Annotated in this window: 20 protein-coding genes and 1 riboswitch; of the genes, 16 read left to right on the top strand and 4 right to left on the bottom strand. The window is 38.4% G+C overall.

Annotation, left to right across the window (positions count from 1 at the left end; translation table 11 throughout):
* Positions 1–295 precede the first annotated feature (295 nt).
* The 4 genes from coaC to CBF29_RS09945 are packed head-to-tail and all read right to left on the bottom strand — an operon-like array spanning position 296 to position 2,955.
* On the bottom strand, positions 296–871 hold the full coding sequence (gene coaC, locus CBF29_RS09960; protein WP_126809572.1) for a phosphopantothenoylcysteine decarboxylase: 576 nt from the start codon (positions 869–871) through the stop codon (positions 296–298).
* A complete protein-coding gene (locus tag CBF29_RS09955) occupies positions 868–1,653 on the bottom strand; it encodes a phosphopantothenoylcysteine decarboxylase domain-containing protein (RefSeq protein WP_126809571.1) in 786 nt (261 codons plus the stop codon). The genes coaC and CBF29_RS09955 overlap by 4 nt, the downstream gene beginning before the upstream one ends.
* Before the next feature lie 29 nt (positions 1,654–1,682).
* The gene (locus CBF29_RS09950) at positions 1,683–2,324 is read right to left on the bottom strand and encodes an ECF transporter S component (RefSeq protein ID WP_126809570.1); all 642 of its coding nucleotides are present in this window, start codon (positions 2,322–2,324) and stop codon (positions 1,683–1,685) included.
* 31 nt (positions 2,325–2,355) lie between these two features.
* The gene (locus CBF29_RS09945; protein ID WP_126809569.1) at positions 2,356–2,955 is read right to left on the bottom strand and encodes a TetR/AcrR family transcriptional regulator; all 600 of its coding nucleotides are present in this window, start codon (positions 2,953–2,955) and stop codon (positions 2,356–2,358) included.
* A gap of 368 nt (positions 2,956–3,323) precedes the next feature.
* Here CBF29_RS09945 and CBF29_RS09940 point away from each other — a divergent pair, with 368 nt between their 5' ends.
* The 16 genes from CBF29_RS09940 (at position 3,324) to CBF29_RS09865 (ending at position 18,612) form a co-directional block, all read left to right on the top strand.
* Positions 3,324–3,623: a hypothetical protein gene (locus CBF29_RS09940; protein ID WP_126809568.1), complete on the top strand. Its 300-nt coding sequence runs from the start codon at positions 3,324–3,326 to the stop codon at positions 3,621–3,623.
* 84 nt (positions 3,624–3,707) lie between these two features.
* Positions 3,708–3,794 (top strand): hypothetical protein, encoded by an 87-nt coding sequence (locus CBF29_RS14285; protein ID WP_425469898.1) that lies wholly within the window; start codon positions 3,708–3,710, stop codon positions 3,792–3,794.
* Positions 3,794–3,901 (top strand): DUF3021 family protein, encoded by a 108-nt coding sequence (locus tag CBF29_RS14280; protein WP_126809567.1) that lies wholly within the window; start codon positions 3,794–3,796, stop codon positions 3,899–3,901. Before CBF29_RS14285 ends, CBF29_RS14280 begins: the two co-directional genes overlap by 1 nt.
* Positions 3,902–4,303: 402 nt before the next feature.
* Positions 4,304–5,995: a dihydroxy-acid dehydratase gene (gene ilvD / locus CBF29_RS09925; RefSeq protein ID WP_126809566.1), complete on the top strand. Its 1,692-nt coding sequence runs from the start codon at positions 4,304–4,306 to the stop codon at positions 5,993–5,995.
* Between the two features lie 12 nt (positions 5,996–6,007).
* Positions 6,008–7,699 carry a biosynthetic-type acetolactate synthase large subunit gene (gene ilvB / locus CBF29_RS09920; protein WP_126809565.1) on the top strand — a complete coding sequence of 564 codons (1,692 nt, stop codon included), beginning with the start codon at positions 6,008–6,010 and terminating at the stop codon, positions 7,697–7,699.
* 2 nt (positions 7,700–7,701) lie between these two features.
* Entirely contained in the window at positions 7,702–8,178 is a 477-nt protein-coding gene (gene ilvN, locus CBF29_RS09915; RefSeq protein WP_126809564.1) for an acetolactate synthase small subunit, read from the top strand.
* Positions 8,179–8,236: 58 nt separating this feature from the next.
* Positions 8,237–9,232 carry a ketol-acid reductoisomerase gene (gene ilvC / locus CBF29_RS09910; RefSeq protein ID WP_126809563.1) on the top strand — a complete coding sequence of 332 codons (996 nt, stop codon included), beginning with the start codon at positions 8,237–8,239 and terminating at the stop codon, positions 9,230–9,232.
* Positions 9,233–9,249: 17 nt separating this feature from the next.
* A complete protein-coding gene (gene ilvA / locus CBF29_RS09905; RefSeq protein WP_281272919.1) occupies positions 9,250–10,509 on the top strand; it encodes a threonine ammonia-lyase IlvA in 1,260 nt (419 codons plus the stop codon).
* Positions 10,510–11,153: 644 nt separating this feature from the next.
* Positions 11,154–11,882, top strand: a complete 729-nt coding sequence (locus CBF29_RS09900; protein ID WP_126809562.1) for an amino acid ABC transporter ATP-binding protein — start codon at positions 11,154–11,156, stop codon at positions 11,880–11,882.
* Between the two features lie 38 nt (positions 11,883–11,920).
* A complete protein-coding gene (locus CBF29_RS09895) occupies positions 11,921–12,730 on the top strand; it encodes a transporter substrate-binding domain-containing protein (protein WP_126809561.1) in 810 nt (269 codons plus the stop codon).
* Between the two features lie 38 nt (positions 12,731–12,768).
* Positions 12,769–13,476, top strand: coding sequence for an amino acid ABC transporter permease (locus CBF29_RS09890; RefSeq protein ID WP_245987348.1), 708 nt, complete (start codon positions 12,769–12,771; stop codon positions 13,474–13,476).
* Between the two features lie 53 nt (positions 13,477–13,529).
* Positions 13,530–14,150, top strand: a complete 621-nt coding sequence (locus tag CBF29_RS09885; RefSeq protein WP_126809594.1) for an amino acid ABC transporter permease — start codon at positions 13,530–13,532, stop codon at positions 14,148–14,150.
* Between the two features lie 116 nt (positions 14,151–14,266).
* Positions 14,267–14,439, top strand: a riboswitch (Lysine riboswitch).
* Between the two features lie 193 nt (positions 14,440–14,632).
* The gene (gene lysA / locus CBF29_RS09880) at positions 14,633–15,883 is read left to right on the top strand and encodes a diaminopimelate decarboxylase (RefSeq protein WP_126809560.1); all 1,251 of its coding nucleotides are present in this window, start codon (positions 14,633–14,635) and stop codon (positions 15,881–15,883) included.
* A 63-nt stretch (positions 15,884–15,946) separates the two neighbouring features.
* The gene (gene dapA, locus CBF29_RS09875) at positions 15,947–16,834 is read left to right on the top strand and encodes a 4-hydroxy-tetrahydrodipicolinate synthase (protein WP_126809559.1); all 888 of its coding nucleotides are present in this window, start codon (positions 15,947–15,949) and stop codon (positions 16,832–16,834) included.
* On the top strand, positions 16,825–17,523 hold the full coding sequence (gene dapB / locus CBF29_RS09870; protein ID WP_126809558.1) for a 4-hydroxy-tetrahydrodipicolinate reductase: 699 nt from the start codon (positions 16,825–16,827) through the stop codon (positions 17,521–17,523). The genes dapA and dapB overlap by 10 nt, the downstream gene beginning before the upstream one ends.
* Positions 17,524–17,619: 96 nt before the next feature.
* Positions 17,620–18,612 (top strand): aspartate-semialdehyde dehydrogenase, encoded by a 993-nt coding sequence (locus tag CBF29_RS09865; RefSeq protein WP_126809557.1) that lies wholly within the window; start codon positions 17,620–17,622, stop codon positions 18,610–18,612.
* The last annotated feature ends 23 nt before the right edge of the window (positions 18,613–18,635 follow it).

Raw genomic sequence — 18,635 nt, 5'->3', positions numbered from 1 at the left:
TGCTGGATTAAGTTTTTTCTTTCAGAATTTTCTACTTAATCTGGATAATTTCTTGACTGATAATTTGAATGGTTATCTATTATCTTCTTACTACTTCTTTCGATATTCAATATCAGAAAAAGGGAATCTATCATAGTAATTTTGTATAGGTAAAACGATTATAAGCCATTTATGGTCACTATTTGTACTCTTTGGCAGGAGGCACAATTTGAGTGGACCATAAATGGCTTTTGAATTTTATGTCTTAATATCCCAATATGATTCATTTAAATCAATACCTAAAATAATCTGAATTCTAAGAATATTCAACACTGTAAGTCTCATTATTTTTATTTATTTCTTCCTCGACTCGTCTGACGATTAACTCAACGTCTTGTAACGCGCCTTTGCCAAAATCACCGCAGGCTAGCAAACTTTCCTTTGGCTCAATGATTTCATAGCCGATTTCTTTTAGTGTAAGCAGATTTTTTTGAACTATCGGGTGCTCATACATATAGGTGTTCATTGCAGGAGCAATTAACTTCGGCATATTGGGATTGGGAAAGGCCAATGCCACTGCGGAGAGCAAGTCATCGGCAAGTCCGTTTGCCAGTTTAGCAATGATATTAGCGGTGGCAGGGGCAATAATGAATAAATCAGCTGCTTTAGCCAAGTCGATATGGGTGATGTTTTCTGGTGAATGCTCAATCATCAAATCAGAATGAACCGTTTTTTTTGACAATGATTGGAGAGTTAACGGTGTGATGAATTCTTGACTGTTTTTTGTCATGACCACGTCGACCGTCCATCCTTTTTTGGCAAACTGGCTTGTGATGTCAGCTGCCTTATAAGCAGAGATACTGCCCGAAACGCCTAGTAAAATATTTGTCATTTATTTTCCCTCGTTTTTGATTTGTCTTTAATAGTATTTACGATTATTTCAGCAATTTCTTGCTTAGTTTCAGCTATTTGAGTGCTTTGGTCGCTGCCAACTAGGATTCCATGATGCTTGTCTCCTTTGATAGTGGTCAAATCATTGGCCAAGACATAGTCACAGTTGTTTTTCTCCAACAAATTGCGGGCAACACTGACTAAGTTTGTTTCCGAAGTATCCACAAGAAGTTTGAAACCGACTAAAATCGTTTCAGGCTGCAAAAGTTTAATTTTTTGAATGATTTTAGGATTTTTTTCCAACCTTATCAGCAGATGATCAAAATTAGAACTGATTTTGTTTTTTTCCTGAACCGCCATTGCTTCAAATTGTTTTTCCAAGGCGGCTAGCAGTTCGTCTTTGGTCCACAGAAGCTGACTTGTTTCCTGAGTTATGGGGATTTTTTCACTGAATGCCGATAAAAAGTCTGACTCACTGAAAGTATTTGATACTGTGTAATCACTGACAGCCATGCTGTGGATGACCGCAGTAAACTGTTTATTATTTAGTTGATTTTCCAGCTGGTTTTTTAAATCCTCTGTGGAAAATATTTCGATTGGAAAAACATTAGGGCGCCGCGGGACGATGGCACCAGTTCCATGAAGATATACGATACTATTTTCAGCGTCTTTTGCAAAAGCTTCTGCCATAGCTGCTCCCAGTTTTCCTGTGGAGTGATTGGCAATGTAGCGGACATCGTCTATTTTTTCTTTTGTACCGCCTGCTGTAATCAAGATATTCATCTTTTATTTGCTCCTTTGGCTATGTCAATTTAGAGTGTTTCAAGCATCTGCGTGATTTTTTTATTTTTCAATAGTGATTTGCAAACAAGTGTAACAATAACGCCTGCCACAATCGACTCCATCACGCCATTGGTGACAATGATACTCAGAATAACTGTATACACTGCGTTGATATTGATATCTTTGACAAGCGCATACTCGTTGCCAAAAAGAAAAAATATCCCATTCATGACAAGGAGAGTGTTGGTCATTGTACCAAGAACCCCTGCAATAGCAAACGATAGTGAATCTTTGTTTTTAATATATTTTTTAAAAAAATGATAAACGAAATAAGGCACAACACCTGTCAAAATTCTAGGAACAAAACAAATAATCAGCGCTAAATAACTGCCATGATCCGTCCCCGGTAAGGGAATAAATGGAGAAAAAACAAAGGAACTGACGACCGGAGCAGTAGTGTTGCTGATGAAACTGGTCAGACCGAAAACAAATCCCAGAAAAGCTCCTTTTTTTGGTCCTAGTAAAATCGAGCCGATGATGACGGGAACATGGATAATTGTTGCTTTGATAAAACCTAACTGAATAAAGCCGATAGGTGTGAAACTCAATAAAAAGATGATGGCGGTGAAAATGGCTAAGATAACTAAGCTTTGAGTTTTGATTTTTTTAATCGGAACCCACTCCTTAAATTTTTTCTTGAAGCTAATTGCTTTTTTCTAATAATGTTTCTAAAAGATTAAGTTGCTGAGTGATTTGTATTTCTGATAATTGATTAAACGTACGAAACACACTCATTCCTTCAAGTAAAAAAATAAAGGTATCCGCAATTTCATCAATATTTTGATTGGTAATTGCCTTTTGCTTGACACCTAAGGCAAGAACATTGTAAATAATCTCTTTTAAATAGGAAACATAACTATGCTGGAACTGAATTTGTTCTTCTGTCTGGTGAGAGCGATAGTACTCATAGGTTGCAACTAATATCACATCATCAATATTCAGCAAACGATTTTTCTGTAATTCCAGATACAAAGAAAGAATTTTATCGAAAGGCTGATTTTCTTCTACCATTTGATTGATGATATTGAATTTCTTCTTCGACTGGTCAATCACAACTTCTTGAAAAAGTTCTTCTATTGAAGAAAAGTAAAGATATAGTCCCCCCCGACTGATTTGGCAGGCATCTACAATGTCTTTCATGGTCACGTTAGAATATCCTTTTTGTCCGAAAACTTTCCGAGATTTTTCTAGAATCATTTTTCGTTTTTCCTCACGAATTTTTCCGCTAGTTTTTTGTGACATATACGCATCCCTTTCTTAAAATGACACGCGTGTCATTTTTTATAATTTACCATGTCTTGAAGGAAGTGTCAATCATTTGTTTTCATACTGATAAAAATTCTTTCATCTGATATTTTCTTCCGCTTAGCTTAGTTATCGATACATTTTCAGAAAACTCTATTATCATTGGATTCAGGAAGGGGTTGAACGTTGTGACATTTCTGACAATTAAAAATTTAACAAAAACCTACCACTTACAGTCAAGAATTACTGGTCAGATTCAGTTTAATTCTATTAACTTTTTGTGTTTTGGTGGTTTTGAAAAAACGACATAACTATAATTCTTTGCCAGATTTATAAGAGAGAAAATAGATGGAGGTGGCAGTCCTTTGAAAGTTAAATTTAACGTTAATGGTAAATTACCATCTGATGAGGTCGTCTTCACAATATCCGCCAATAAATTAACAGAAGAAGTTAAAGAACTTATGCAAACCATTGAAAAAAAAGAGTTGGGCAGTCAATCCGAAGTTGTCCCTGTAACACTCTTTGACAAAATAATCATGCTAAAGAAAGTTGATGTCATTGCAGTTGAAGACTTTGGTGACGAACTGACCATCTACGCAATACAAGGGAAATATCAGGCAAGAGAACCGATGTATCGTTTCATCAGATACAGTATTTTTAATTGAGAAGAAAGAAATCATCAGTATTATCATCATGAGTGGATGTATTGGTTTTTTGCCACAAATTTATGATAGGGGAAAATTTCTACATTGACACAGCTGATCATTCATTTTTTATTAACCATGTTATTTGTTTTTATCACATCTTATTTTAATAACTGGCCTGATTTTTTTTAGTGGTTCTTCCAGTATTTATCGTCATTTACATTATTATTTGGTTAAATGAATATTTAAAAGGGAAAAAATCAGCTTCAGAAATAAATAAAAGGCTATCAAAAAGGTGATTTTTCACCAATATAGTTGAATTATCAGAATATTTCAACTATTTAATAAAAAAGTGTTGACTTTTCACGCAAGGGAATGTATCCTATTTATTAATAAGTTTTAATTTTCTAATGAATCTTTAATTTTAAGGAGTAGTTATCTGATATGAAATCTTATAAGAATCTATTTGTCATTATTTTATTACAACCGAGGGCTTAGACCATTTGAGAAGTTTGCAAATGTTCGAGTCCTGTTTGTCATAAGATAATGGGATTCTTATTCATCGAAGCATTCCATTTTTGAGTAATCAAGATGGAGTGCTTTTTTATTTCTTAAACTAAAGAAGCAAATATTGCAAAAGAAAGAGACACAAGATTGAGAACAAGACACTTGAGTCATTATAACTGAAGGAGTGAATGGATTTGAGAAGTGACAAAATAAAAAAAGGTATAGATGCGGCACCTGCCAGAAGTTTGCTCTACGCAACAGGACAAGTAAAAAGTGCAAAGGATATGGGCAAGCCTTTCATTGCAATTTGCAATTCCTATATTGATATTGTGCCGGGACATGTGCATCTGCGTGAACTAGCAGACATTGCCAAAGAAGCCATCAGAGAAGCAGGGGGCATCCCATTTGAGTTTAATACGATTGGAGTAGATGATGGGATTGCCATGGGGCATATCGGTATGCGTTATTCATTACCAAGTCGTGAACTTATCGCTGATTCAGCTGAAACAGTGATCAACGCCCATTGGTTTGACGGAGTTTTTTATATTCCTAATTGCGATAAAATCACTCCCGGAATGATTTTAGCAGCAATGAGGACGAACGTGCCGGGGATATTTTGTTCAGGAGGGCCTATGAAAGCTGGGATTGACCCTCAAGGAAGATCGATGACACTTTCTACGATGTTCGAAGCTGTCGGTTCTTTTAAAGAAGGAAAACTGACGCCTGAGGAATTTAGGCAAATGGAGCAAAATGCTTGTCCAACTTGCGGATCTTGTGCCGGGATGTTTACTGCCAATTCAATGAACTGTTTGATGGAAATTTTAGGATTAGCGTTACCGGGTAATGGAACTATCTTAGCTGTCTCTGATGAACGAAAAGAATTGGTCAGACAGTCCGCCTTTCATTTGATGGATCTTGTTAAAAAAGGAATCAAACCAAGAGATATAGTTACTAAGGAAGCGATTGATGATGCTTTCGCTTTGGATATGGCAATGGGCGGCTCGACTAACACGGTGTTGCATACCTTAGCCATTGCCAACGAAGCAGAGATTGATTACGATTTAGAAAATATTAATAAAATTGCTGAACGTATACCTTATCTTTCAAAGATTGCTCCTTCATCTGCATATTCTATGCATGATGTCCATGAAGCTGGTGGTGTTCCAGCGATTATCAAGGAACTGGTTGATATCGAGGGTGCTATTCACCCGGATCGAATCACTGTCACCGGGAAAACTTTGAGGGAAAATGTAGCAGATGCAAAAATAAAAAATCCGGAAGTTATTCGGCCAAAGGAGAATGCTTACAGTCCGGTGGGTGGTCTGTCGATACTCTATGGAAATATTGCCCCCAAAGGTGCAGTTATCAAAGTCGGCGGTGTGGATCCTTCGATAAAAGTATTTAAAGGAAAGGCGATATGTTTTTCTTCCCATGATGAAGCTGTGGCAGCCATTGATGACCATACAGTGACGAAAGGGCACGTGGTGGTAATCCGCTATGAAGGGCCAAAAGGGGGACCGGGAATGCCGGAAATGCTTGCTCCAACCTCAAGTATCATCGGGCGAGGGTTAGGCAAAGATGTGGCTCTAATTACAGATGGCCGTTTTTCAGGAGCTACCAGAGGAATCGCTGTAGGACACATGTCTCCTGAGGCAGCTGCCGGTGGACCTATTGCTTTGATAGAAGATGGGGATGAGATTGTGATTGACTTAACTGAACGTACAATCAATGTTTCAGTTAATGATGATATGTTGGCTGAAAGAAAGCAAAAGTTGTTGCCGTTTAAAGCAAAAGTAAAAACTGGTTATTTGGCACGTTACACAGCGTTAGTCACTTCTGCCCATACAGGCGGCGTGATGAAGATTCCAGATGAATTACTAAACTAGGAGGAGAAGTAAATGGAGGAGGAGAACAAAATAAAAAAAGGCACGCGGCTTTTACTTGAAGCTTTGGAAAAACAGCAAGTGGAAGTAATTTTTGGTTATCCCGGCGGAGCAGTTCTTCCTTTATATGACGAACTTTATGATAGTGATATCCGCCACGTACTGACTAGACACGAGCAGGGAGCTGTCCATGCCGCTGAAGGATATGCAAAAGCCAGCGGAAAACCGGGAGTGGTGATTGCCACAAGCGGACCGGGAGCGACGAATGTTTTGACTGGGATTGCGGATGCCATGGGAGATTCAGTCCCACTAGTGGTTTTCACAGGACAAGTAGGAACTGCTGGAATCGGCAAAGATGCGTTTCAAGAAGCAGATATCATGGGATTGACCATGCCGATTACCAAGTACAATTATCAAGTTCGTTGTGTAAAAGATTTGCCGAAAATTATCAATGAGGCTTTTCATATTGCAACAAGCGGAAGAAAAGGCCCCGTCGTGATTGACTTGCCTAAGGATATTACAACACTGGAGACAGATGAGCCTAAAGTTGATGATATAGAGTTGGAAAGCTATCAGCCGACCTATGAACCTAATAAGATGCAGATGACTAAACTATTGGAAAGTTTATCTAATTCAAAAAAGCCTTTGGTTCTGGCAGGAGCTGGAGTGATTGGCAGTGAGGCCAGTCAAGAATTGACGACATTCGTTAAAAAGTATGAACTGCCAGTGGTGAATACTTTGCTGGGACTGGGGACAGTTCCTTATGATTACGATTTGTTTTTAGGAATGGGTGGCATGCACGGCTCATATCCGGCCAACATGGCAATAACTGAATGTGATTTACTGATTAATTTTGGCTCACGGTTTGATGACCGCCTTGCCAGCTGTCCGGAAAAATTTGCTGCAGGGGCAACCATAGTTCATGTAGACATTGACCCCGCAGAAATCGGCAAGGTCATCAATACGGATATTCCGATTGTAGGAGATATCAAGAGAGTGTTGCAGCATTTGTTGAATGATGATGTTGAGAAAGTAAGTCATGATGAATGGAAGGAACATAATCTATCCAGAATAAAGGCCTATCCGTTTACCTTTGATCGACAGCAGCAAGATGAAATCAAACCACAGCGGGTGATTGAACTTGTTGGAGAAATAACGCAGGGAGAAGCTATCGTTGTCACGGATGTGGGACAGCATCAGATGTGGGTGGCTCAATATTATCCTTTTTCTAGAGAAAAGCAAATCATTACTAGTGGCGGTTTAGGGACCATGGGTTATGGGATTCCTGCAGCTATAGGTGCAAAAATTGCTTGTCCTGATAAAGAAGTTGTGGTTTTTGTCGGCGACGGCGGATTCCAGATGACCAATCAGGAATTGGCAATTTTAAATCTCAATCAATTATCTATTAAGTTTGTCCTGTTAAATAATCATTCTTTAGGAATGGTCAGACAGTGGCAAGAATGCTTTTTTGATGAACGACGTTCTGAATCAGTCTTTGCTGATCAGCCGGATTTCATCAAACTTGCGGAAGCTTATCATATCAAAGGAAAAAGAATCGACGATCCCCTTACTTTTGAGGAGGACTTGAAAGAGGCCTTTAATGAGGAAGGACCGATGCTAATCGAAGTAGTAATTTCACCAACGGAACACGTCTTGCCAATGGTTCCAGCTGGTAAAAATAATGATGAAATGATTGGAGTTGAGTAATCATGAGAAGAATCATTTCGGCAAAAGTCCGCAACAGTTCCGGAGTTTTAAATCGGGTCAGTGGCGTCCTCACAAGAAGACAATTTAATATTGAAAGTATTTCAGTGGGAGTGACAGAAAAAGAAGGTATTTCTAGAATCACTTTTGTTATGGTAGGATCATCAGAAGAAGTCGAACAAGTTTTAAAACAGTTAAACAAACAAATCGATGTACTGAAAGTTGTTGATTTAACAGAAGTTGCTTATTTAGAAAGGGAATTGGCTTTAGTAAGAGTCAATGCTCCCACAGCCAACCGTTCAGAGTTATTTGCTTTGATAGAGCCATTTAGGGCCAGTGTGATTGATGTGGGAAGCAAAACGATTTTAATTCAAGTGACAGGCACCAGTGATAAGGTAGATGCTTTCGTTGAGTTGGTCAAACCGTATGGAATCAAAGAATTAGCTCGTACCGGTGTGACTGGCTTGGCTAGAAGTTTATAAATGATTAAATGATGTCTCGAACATCAATTATGAAGCAGACAAATTAGGAGGAAGAAAAATGACAAAAGTATATTATGAAGACGCAGTGACAACAAATGAATTAGAAGGGAAAACTATCGCTATTTTAGGGTATGGCTCACAAGGACATGCTCATGCGCAAAACTTGCGTGATAACGGCAATCAGGTCATCATTGGGGTTCGCAAAGGGAAATCAGCTGATGCGGCCTCAAAAGACGGCTTTGATGTATATCCAGTCTTTGAAGCAACTAAAAAAGCGGATATCGTAATGGTTTTAGCGCCTGATGAAGTTCAAGGGAAACTTTATCAAGAAGAAATCGAGCCTAATTTGGTGGACGGTAATGCGCTAGTGTTTGCCCATGGTTTTAATATTCATTTTGATGTTATTGTTCCTCCGAAAAACGTGGATGTTTTCCTGGTTGCACCTAAAGGACCAGGGCATTTAGTTAGAAGAACTTTTGTAGAAGGCTTTGCAGTGCCAGCACTTTTCGCAGTTTATCAAGACGCAACCGGCAAGGCAAGAGAAGTTGCATTGTCCTACGCTAAAGGGATTGGCGCCACTCGTGTGGGAGTTTTGGAAACTACTTTCAAAGAAGAAACAGAAACTGATTTGTTTGGTGAACAGGCTGTTCTATGCGGTGGGACGACTCACTTAGTTCAAGCTGGTTTTGAAACGTTAGTGGAAGCCGGTTACCAACCTGAAATTGCTTATTTTGAAGTACTTCATGAGCTGAAACTTATTGTGGATCTGATGTATGAAGGTGGGATGGAAAAAATGCGTTACTCTATCTCGAACACTGCAGAGTACGGTGATTATGTTTCTGGTCCTCGTATTGTCACATCAGAAACAAAAGCTCATATGAAAGAAGTATTAGCAGATATTCAAAGTGGAAAGTTTGCTAAGGATTTTGTTGCAGATAATGCGAATGGATTTAAAGAATTCCACAGAATGCGTGAAGAGCAAAAAGGACATCAAATAGAGAAGGTTGGAGCAGAGTTGCGTGCTATGATGCCTTTTGTTAAAAAGGATGCATAAAAAAGGGGTGAAGTCTTTTGGTTGAATTAGTAAGAAAGGAAGATGTCCTGAAAGCACATGAGATGCTTAAAAAAGTGGTCACTCATACTGAATTACAGTATGATGACTACTTGTCGAATAAGTATCATTGCCATGTGTACCTTAAAAGAGAAGATTTGCAAAAAGTTCGTTCTTTTAAACTTAGGGGGGCTTACTATGCCATCGCCAATACACCGACAGCGATTTTAGACAATGGCGTGGTTTGTGCAAGCGCCGGCAATCATGCACAAGGTGTAGCATACACGTGTAATAAAATGAAGGTAAATGCGACGATCTTTATGCCCACCACAACACCCAATCAAAAGATATCACAGGTAAAATTTTTTGGGGAAGAATTTGTAACAATTCGATTAGTGGGGGACACGTTTGATGCTTCCGCCGAAGCTGCCAAACGTTACGCCCAAGAAAAGAATAAAGCTTTCATAGATCCTTTTAACGATCAACATATCATCGCCGGACAGGGAACAGTAGCTGTTGAGGTTTTTCAGGACTTAGCGAAAGAAGAACGTCAATTGGACTACATTTTCACTGCCATAGGCGGAGGCGGATTAATCAGCGGTATTTCAGCTTACACAAAAGAAAAAAGTCCTTACACCAAAATTGTGGGAGTTGAACCTAATGGTGCCGCATCAATGAAAACATCGATCGAACAGGGAAAAGTTATTCCTCTAAATCAAATCGATAAATTTGTCGATGGGGCAGCTGTCAAAGAAGTCGGGGAAATAAATCTTGAGCACGCCAAACATTTCGTAGACGATGTTGTCGCAGTAGACGAAGGATTGGTTTGCTCCACGATACTTGAACTTTATACGAAACAAGCGATTGTCGCTGAGCCGGCGGGAGCGTTAAGCGTTTCTGTTTTGGAGAGATACAAAGAAAAAATTGTTGGAAAAACAGTGGTGTGCGTGATCAGCGGCGGAAACAATGATATCAGCCGTATGCAGGAAATCGAAGAACGCTCTCTACTTTATGAAGGGTTAAAACATTATTTTGTTATTAATTTTCCTCAAAGAGCAGGTGCTTTGAAGGAATTTGTTACAGATGTTTTAGGTCCTAGAGACGATATAACAAAATTCGAATATACGAAAAAAGTCAATCGGGGCAGCGGACCAGTGGTGATTGGTATTTTATTAAATGATCAGAAGGATATTGCAAGTCTATTGGAACGGATGTCAGTCTTTGATCCAAACTATATCAATCTCAATGAAAATCAATCGTTGTTTACTCTGTTGGTCTAAAAAAACATGAGTTTTATCTGAAATAAGATATTATTTGAAGGAAACACAGCAAGAAACTATATTAGCTTGCTGTGTTTTTCATCTGGAGTTTAAACAAATGTTGTTTTTCACAAAAAGTAACTTATATATAAATTTATTTTAAACTGTAAGATAAAGCGGGGAATTTAAAAGTCATTTGACAAAAGCCTATCTTAAAAAATATAATAGAGAGATGTGGGGATGTCATAGTTTTAGAAGTTTGTAAAAATTCTAACTTAAATTCGATATCTGAGCTTAATTTGGCAAATCGGATATTTAGAAAGTTTTGATCAACAGTTTTCGATATAAACGGCTTTTCAGTCGTTTTTTTGAGTGATTTAAACTTTCATTTTATAATTTTTATGCCCAAAGATTTAATAATTCTCTAATAAAAAGGGAGATTATTTTAATCGTTATGATTCGTTTTTCTTGATGTTTTATCAGTAAAGACTAAAACAATGGCTTGTTTTCATAATATATGAGTTGATAAATCAAGGGTTTGAAGGGTTAGGAAATATCATTTAATTTTTGAATAATTCTAGGTCAAAATGATTAAATGTGATATAATCTTACACGTACCTAAAATTAGAGTATTCTCATTTTTTAGAGAAAGGATGTTGCGCAAATTGATTGAAATAGAAAATGTAAATAAATTTTATGGTGATTTTCAAGCACTGAAGGATATTTCTCTGGAAATAGAAGCTGGGGAGAAAGTCGTTATACTAGGGCCTTCTGGTTCAGGAAAAAGTACTCTAATTCGCTGTATGAATAAACTCGAAGATGTGACTGACGGCAGAATTGTCATCAACAATATAGATGTGACAAAAAAATCGGCCCCTATCCACCGAGTTCGTGAAAAAGTCGCCATGGTGTTTCAAGATTTTAATCTTTATGCTCATAAGACAGTGTTGGAAAACTTGACACTTGCGCCGATAAAAGTTCAAAAGGTGAAAAAAGAAGATGCTGAAAGAACTGGGATGGAATATTTAGAGCGCGTAGGACTTGCCGATAAAGCAAATGCTTACCCGGCTCAACTGTCTGGAGGACAGCAGCAGCGTGTGGCGATTGCGAGAGCTTTGAATATGCATCCGTTGGCGATTCTCTTTGATGAACCAACGTCTGCTTTAGACCCAGAAATGATTCAAGAAGTGCTGGATGTTATTGCCGGATTAGCCGAAATGAATATCACCATGGTAGTGGTGACTCATGAGATGGGCTTTGCCCGTTCGGTGGCTGACCGGATTGTTTTCATGGACAACGGCTCAATCATAGAAACAGGGACACCAGATGAGTTTTTCAATAAAACTCAAAATCCGAGAGTCCAAGGATTTTTAAGCAAAATTATTAATCACTAATCATTAATCATTAATCATAAGAAAGGATGGAAGAAGTTATGAAAAAATTTAAAGCCGTTTTATTAGGTATGGCAGTCGTGCTGTCTCTTGGTTTGATAGCAGGTTGTTCAAACAATGATGACAGCGATAAGAAAAGTGCAGACAACGGTCTGGAAAAAATAAAAAAAGCTGGTGTCGTAAAAATAGGGATCAAAGAAGATGTACCAAATTTTGGTTTTTTGAATCCTGATACTAATAAGCATGAAGGTATGGAGATTGAATTGTCTAAGAAAATTGCCAAAGATTTAACTGGCAGTGAAGACAATATTGAGTTTGTCGGAGTGACTGCAAAGACTCGCGGTCCTTTATTGGACAATGGAGAAGTGGACATGATTATTGCAACTTTTACCATTACAGATGAACGTAAAGAAACATACAATTTTTCTACACCATACTATCAAGATGAAATTGGATTTTTGGTCCGTAATGACGAGGGTGTAGATTCAATGAAAGACTTAGACGGGAAAATGATTGGTGTAGCACAGACAGCGACAACCAAACAATCATTGGAAGAAAAAGCTAAAGAAATAGGTATCACACTTGAATTCAGCGAATATTCAACTTATCCTGAATTAAAAACAGCGTTGACTTCTAAAAGAATTGATGCTTTTTCCGTAGACAAGTCGATTTTGACAGGTTATGTAGACAAAGGCACGAAGATTTTAGACGACGGCTTTTCACCACAGGAATATGGCGTGGCAACAAAGAAAAGCAATAAAGAATTACATGAACATCTAAACAAATTGATCGAAGGATGGGAATCTGATGGGACGTTAGATGAAATCTATGCTAATAACGGGTTAAAATAAATTTTCATCCCGTCAATTATCATGTGAAGGGGGAAAATATTTTGTTAGTTGGATTTATTTCTTTTTTAAACACAGGGCCCTTTGCCTTATTCCGTTGGGAGGCTTTATTTAAAGACCTCCCAGTCTTTATGAAGTCCTTTGGTTATACAATTGTTCTTTCTATCGGGGCTATCTTGCTTGCCTTTATTATCGGCTTGTTATTTGGGATTGTCTCACAGGCAAAAAATCCAGTGACCAGAGGATTGGTAAGAATTTATGTCGAATTTTTCCAAAATACACCTCTGTTGATTCAGGTCTTTTTTGTTTATTATGGTTTGCCGCTGGTGGGAGTGGTCATGCCAGTCTATTTGATCGGAATCATCTGTGTAGGCTTATACCACGGTGCGTATATATCTGAGGTTGTACGATCGGGCATCGGATCAATTCCTAGAGGTCAGCTGGAAGCAGCCATGTCTCAAGGATTTACTTATTGGAAGGCCATGGGTTATGTTGTTTTGCCTCAGGCTTGGCGCGTGATGCTGCCTCCTTTGACGAACCAGGCGGTAAACTTAATTAAAAACACATCTGTTATCGCCATTATTTCCGGTGCGGATATCATGTTTACGGCAAATAGTTGGTCATCAGTCAATCTGCATTACATACCTGCATTTGCGTTTGCTGCAATCTTATATTTCATTCTTTGTTTTCCCCTTGCATCAGTTGCTAGAAAACTGGAAGAGAAAAATAAAAAGTTGTATAGCAAATAAGAGAGGAGGAAAACATTTTGGATACCATAGGACAAATTTTCACTTTCAATAATATGAGATTTATACTGGAAGGTTTAGGTCTGACCCTTTATATATCAGCTGTTGCTATTTTATTAAGTATGATTTTTGGGACTGTTTTAGCCATTTTCAGAAATATGGAGAAAGGGCCTCTGAAACTTTTAGCTACTATCTATATAGAAGTCGTTCGAAATGTCCCAAATCTGCTGTGGATTTTTGTGATTTTTTTAGTTTTCCGTTTAAAATCCACTCCAGCAGGGATTGTGAGCTTTACAGTTTTCACAACAGCTGCTTTGGCAGAAATCATTCGCGGGGGATTAAACAGTGTGGGGACTGGACAGATTGAAGCTGCTACTTCACAAGGCTTTAACCAGATCCAGGTAATGCGCTACATTATTTTACCTCAAGCATTTCGCAGTATGTTGCCGGCAATTATGTCTCAATTTGTAACAGTTATCAAAGATACCAGTTTTTTATGGTCAGTGTTGGCCTTACAAGAGCTTCTTGGAAAAGCGAATATCTTAATGGGACGTTACACTGCTACCTCTCAAGTATTTGCGTTGTACGGTATTGTGGCAATTGTTTATTTTATTGTAAACTTTACGATTTCCCAATATGCTCGGCGCTTATCCAAAAAATGGTCAAAAGCCTACTAACTAAATTTTGGTTATTTTGTCGTTTTCAGTTTATCGTTTGGCAACAGAGAGAGTGGATGAAAATTTTTTAATTTTTGCCATAGACAATTTTAATGTTACATGATATCATCAATTTAATTTCATAAAGAGGTTGCAGTGTAAATGAGTAAGGTATGGGAGAAGGCATTTGTTGATCATACCCGAAAGGTAATCACTGCCGAACGAGGCTTTATCGGCAGATAAGAATCGTGGGGGTATGGGGAAGACCTATATCACTCCTACTTGTATAAGTAGAGGCGCTGAATCATAAGTTTGAAACATAGTGATGGAGCCTATACTTGACGTATGGGCCTTTTTTGTATAACATTTTTATCCAAGTGAAGAAAAAATTAATTGTTTGCGATTTTCATTGGAGAAACTCTCTGGTGACAGTTTTATAAAGGATAAGTGTTATATTTTAGAACAGGCTGAAGCCGAGCCAAAAGAAAAAGGAGAATGATAGGATGTCAGAGTTAATAATTGGTGGGATTTCAGCTGAGTCTTTAGCAAAAACCTATGGCACGCCGCTATACGTTTATGATGAAGCTAAGATTGATAATCGAATCTGTGAATATACCGAAAATTTCAAGTCTGAATTATTTGAGACGAAAGTATTGTATGCTTCAAAAGCTTTTCAATGTATTGAACTGCTTCATAAGATAGAAGATGCCGGTCTTTACTTGGATGTGGTAAGCGGCGGGGAAATTTTCACAGCATTGGAAGCTGATTTTCCTGCTGATAAGATATATTTTCATGGCAACAATAAAACACCGGAAGAAATCGAATTTGCAGTTTCAGAAGGAATCACTCATTTTGTCTGTGATAATTTAATGGAATTGAAAGGATTGGAACAGGAAGCACTAAAACAGGAAAAAAGTATTTCTGTGATGTTGCGCTTAAATTTAGGCATTGAGGCACACACCCATGAATATATCATCACTTCCTATGTGGATTCTAAGTTTGGCATGGCCTTGGAAAGTGAAGAATATTTAGAAAGTATAGCAACAATAGAATCAAGCCGTTGGTTAGAGCTGGAAGGCTTCCATTCTCACATAGGCTCTCAGATTTTTGAAATGGATGCTTGGTTTGCGGCTATTGACAAACTTGTTGATTTAGTTGCGGGATTTCCTCAGCGTTTGTCATTAAATATTGGCGGCGGCTTTGGTATCAGATATACGAAGGAAGATAAACCTTTAAGTATACCAGAAGTTGTTGCACAGCTGGTTCATGTAACAGAAGCAGCTTTGGCCAAACGAGCAATTCAAATAAATGCGCTGATGATCGAACCGGGCAGAAGTTTGATTGGGGAAGCCGGGACAACACTTTATACTATCGGTTATCAGAAAAAAACTCCTAATAAACATTACGTTTTCGTAGATGGCGGGATGACGGATAATATTCGTCCGGCGCTTTATCAAGCTAAATATAGTTGTGATGCTGTGACACAATTAGGAAAAGAAAAAACCAATAAAGTGACTATTGCAGGTAAAATGTGTGAATCTGGCGATGTGGTCATCGAAGATACATATTTGCCTGAAGTAGCTCAAGGAGATATCTTGGCTGTCTATTCCACGGGTGCTTATGGTTATTCCATGAGCAGTAATTATAATCGGGCGACTACCCCAGCTGTGATTTTTGTAAAAGATGGCGTTGCAAAAGAAGTCATTAAACGACAAACATTTAAAGATCTGTTGAGAAACGATGTCAGAAGATAAAATATTCTGTCTTAGTCAAAAGAAAATTAAAATAGCGAAAAAATAAAAAGGTGGAGATACATTATGTTTAAAGGGTCGATTGTTGCGCTTGTAACGCCATTTACGCAGGAAGGGAAAGTGGACTTTGAAAAATTAGAGACACTGATTAACTGGCATATAGATAATGATACTGATGGTATCGTCGTTTTTGGGACCACGGGAGAATCACCAACTTTGACCATAGATGAAGAAAAAGAAATTGTCGCTTGTGCTGTAAAAACGTCTAACGGGCGGATTCCGATTATTGCCGGAAGCGGCAGTAATAGTACGCAAGAAGCACTGCACAGAAGTCTGCTGTTTGAGGGGATGGGTGTGGACGGTTTATTGCTAATCACTCCTTATTACAATAAGACCAATGAAGAAGGGATGAAACAACACTTCCTGACAGTAGCTGACAAAGTTAATATCCCTATCATCCTTTACAATGTACCAAGCCGAACAGGCTGTCAGATATCTATTCCAGTGTTGAAAGAATTGAGTCTGCATCCAAATATTGTGGCAATCAAGGAAGCTTCGGGCGATATTTCTTATGTCATGGAAGTTTCTAAACTTATTACGGATGATTTCAGCTTGCTGAGTGGTAATGACGACACTATTTTTCCGTTATTAAGCGTTGGAGGCACTGGTGTTATCAGTGTTTGGGCCAATATCATGCCAAAAGAAGTTCATGAATTGGTCAAAACATTTGAAGACGGGGACATTGCTACATCACTGCAGATTCAGCAAAATCATTTACAATTAATCAACACTTTATTTGTTGAAACAAATCCAATCCCAGTCAAAAATGCCATGAATATGTTAGGTTTCCAAGTCGGACCTTTGCGTCTTCCTTTAGCGGATTTATCAGAGGCTAACGAGAAATTATTGTCTGAAGTTTTGAAAAGTTATAGGGAGGCATTGGAATGGAAATAGGTGTGGTCGGCAATGGACAAATGGGGATGACATTGGAGGAGGTTATCAAAGACACTTCCTATCAGATGGTCAAAATGTGGGATGTTTTCCCGCAAGACGAAACGATAACCGCTGATGTACTGATTGATTTTTCTAATCCAGCAAATTTAACTAATATTTTAGCTTATGGGGTAAAAAATAATATCCCTGTTGTGATTGCTACGACAGGATATAGCAATCAGGAACTTGAGCTGATCGAAAAAACAGCAGAGAAAATCCCTGTTCTTTTTAGCGGGAATTATAGTTTGGGTGTTATTGTGATGAATCAGGTGGTCAAACAATTAGCAGAAAGCCTAGGAGAAACTTTTGATATTGAAATCATAGAAAAGCATCACAATAAGAAATTAGATGCACCTTCTGGAACAGCTAAGATGTTATTAGACAGCGTTATGGAAACAGGGGAGTTCACTCCGGTTTACGGTCGTGAAGGGATTGCACCTAGACAGGCTAGAGAAGTTGGCGTTCATGCTTTGCGTGGAGGAACCATCGTCGGTGAACATGAGGTGATTTTTGCAGGAACAGATGAATTGCTTTCTATCAAGCATGAAGCTTTTTCCAAGAAGATATTTGCCAAAGGCGCACTCGTCGGAGCAGAGTGGTTGATGAAACAGGGACCAGGTTTGTATTCTATGGAAGATTGTTTGTTTTAATCTGCATAAAGCTAGTTTAGTCTGCGAATCAAAGGAATAAATTAGAATAATTTGAGGTGCTTGAAGCATCAAAAGAATGATAAAGGATGGAAATAGATGAAAAAATATCACGTATGTATTGTTGGAGCCACTGGAGCCGTCGGGCAAACTTTTTTGCAAGTCTTGGATGAGTATGATTTTCCGTTGGCATCCTTAAAACTTTTGGCTTCAAAACGAAGTGCAGGGAAAACTTTAGCATTTAAAGGACAAGAATTAGTTGTAGAAGAGCTGACAGAAGAGTCCTTTTCAGGGATAGATTTAGCATTATTTAGCGCCGGTGGGGGTATCGCCGAAAAATTTGCACCGATTGCTGTCAAGGCTGGTGCCAAAGTCATCGATAATTCCAGTATGTTTCGTGAAGATCCGACAATTCCTTTAGTGGTTCCTGAAGTGAATTTCAATGATGTGGAAGGACACTCACTGATTGCTAATCCAAACTGTTCTACGACACAGGCGGTTTTACCGTTAAAAGCATTACAAGAATCTTTCGGTTTGACTCGGGTGGGCTATGCTACCTATCAAGCAGTCAGCGGCAGCGGTCAAAATGGCATCAATGACTTGCTGGAAACTAGAAAAGGTAACGAACCAGCTTTCTATCCCCATAATATCACTGAAACGTGTATTCCCGAAATTGATGTTTTTCTTGAAGACGGCTATACCAAAGAAGAAATGAAAATGATCAATGAAACAAAAAAAATGCTGCATACTCCTGATTTGCCGATAAGTGCGACTTGTGTCAGAGTCCCTGTTCTTAATGGACACGGTGTCAGTATCTCTGTCGAATTGGAGAAAGACTTTGATTTAGATCAGGTCAGGGAAGTTTTAAGCAACTTTGAAGGAATTAAAGTAGTGGATGATGGACCAAATCATCTTTATCCTGTTTCAACATTAGCTAACGGAACAGATGATGTGTTTGTTGGACGGATTCGCCGTGACCTTGCTGCCGAGAAAGGTCTGCTTTTATATTGTGTGGCTGACAATATTCGTAAAGGAGCTGCCAGCAACGCTGCTCAAATTGCATTAAAAATGGCTCAACATGATTTGATTTAGTCAATATTTCTAGGGATAAAAAT

Origin of the sequence: Vagococcus elongatus (assembly GCF_003987645.1) — a bacterium.
GTDB classification, from domain to species: Bacteria; Bacillota; Bacilli; order Lactobacillales; family Vagococcaceae; genus Vagococcus_A; species Vagococcus_A elongatus.
Note: the sequence above shows the minus strand (reverse complement) of the source record. Positions and strands in the feature narration are given on the sequence as shown.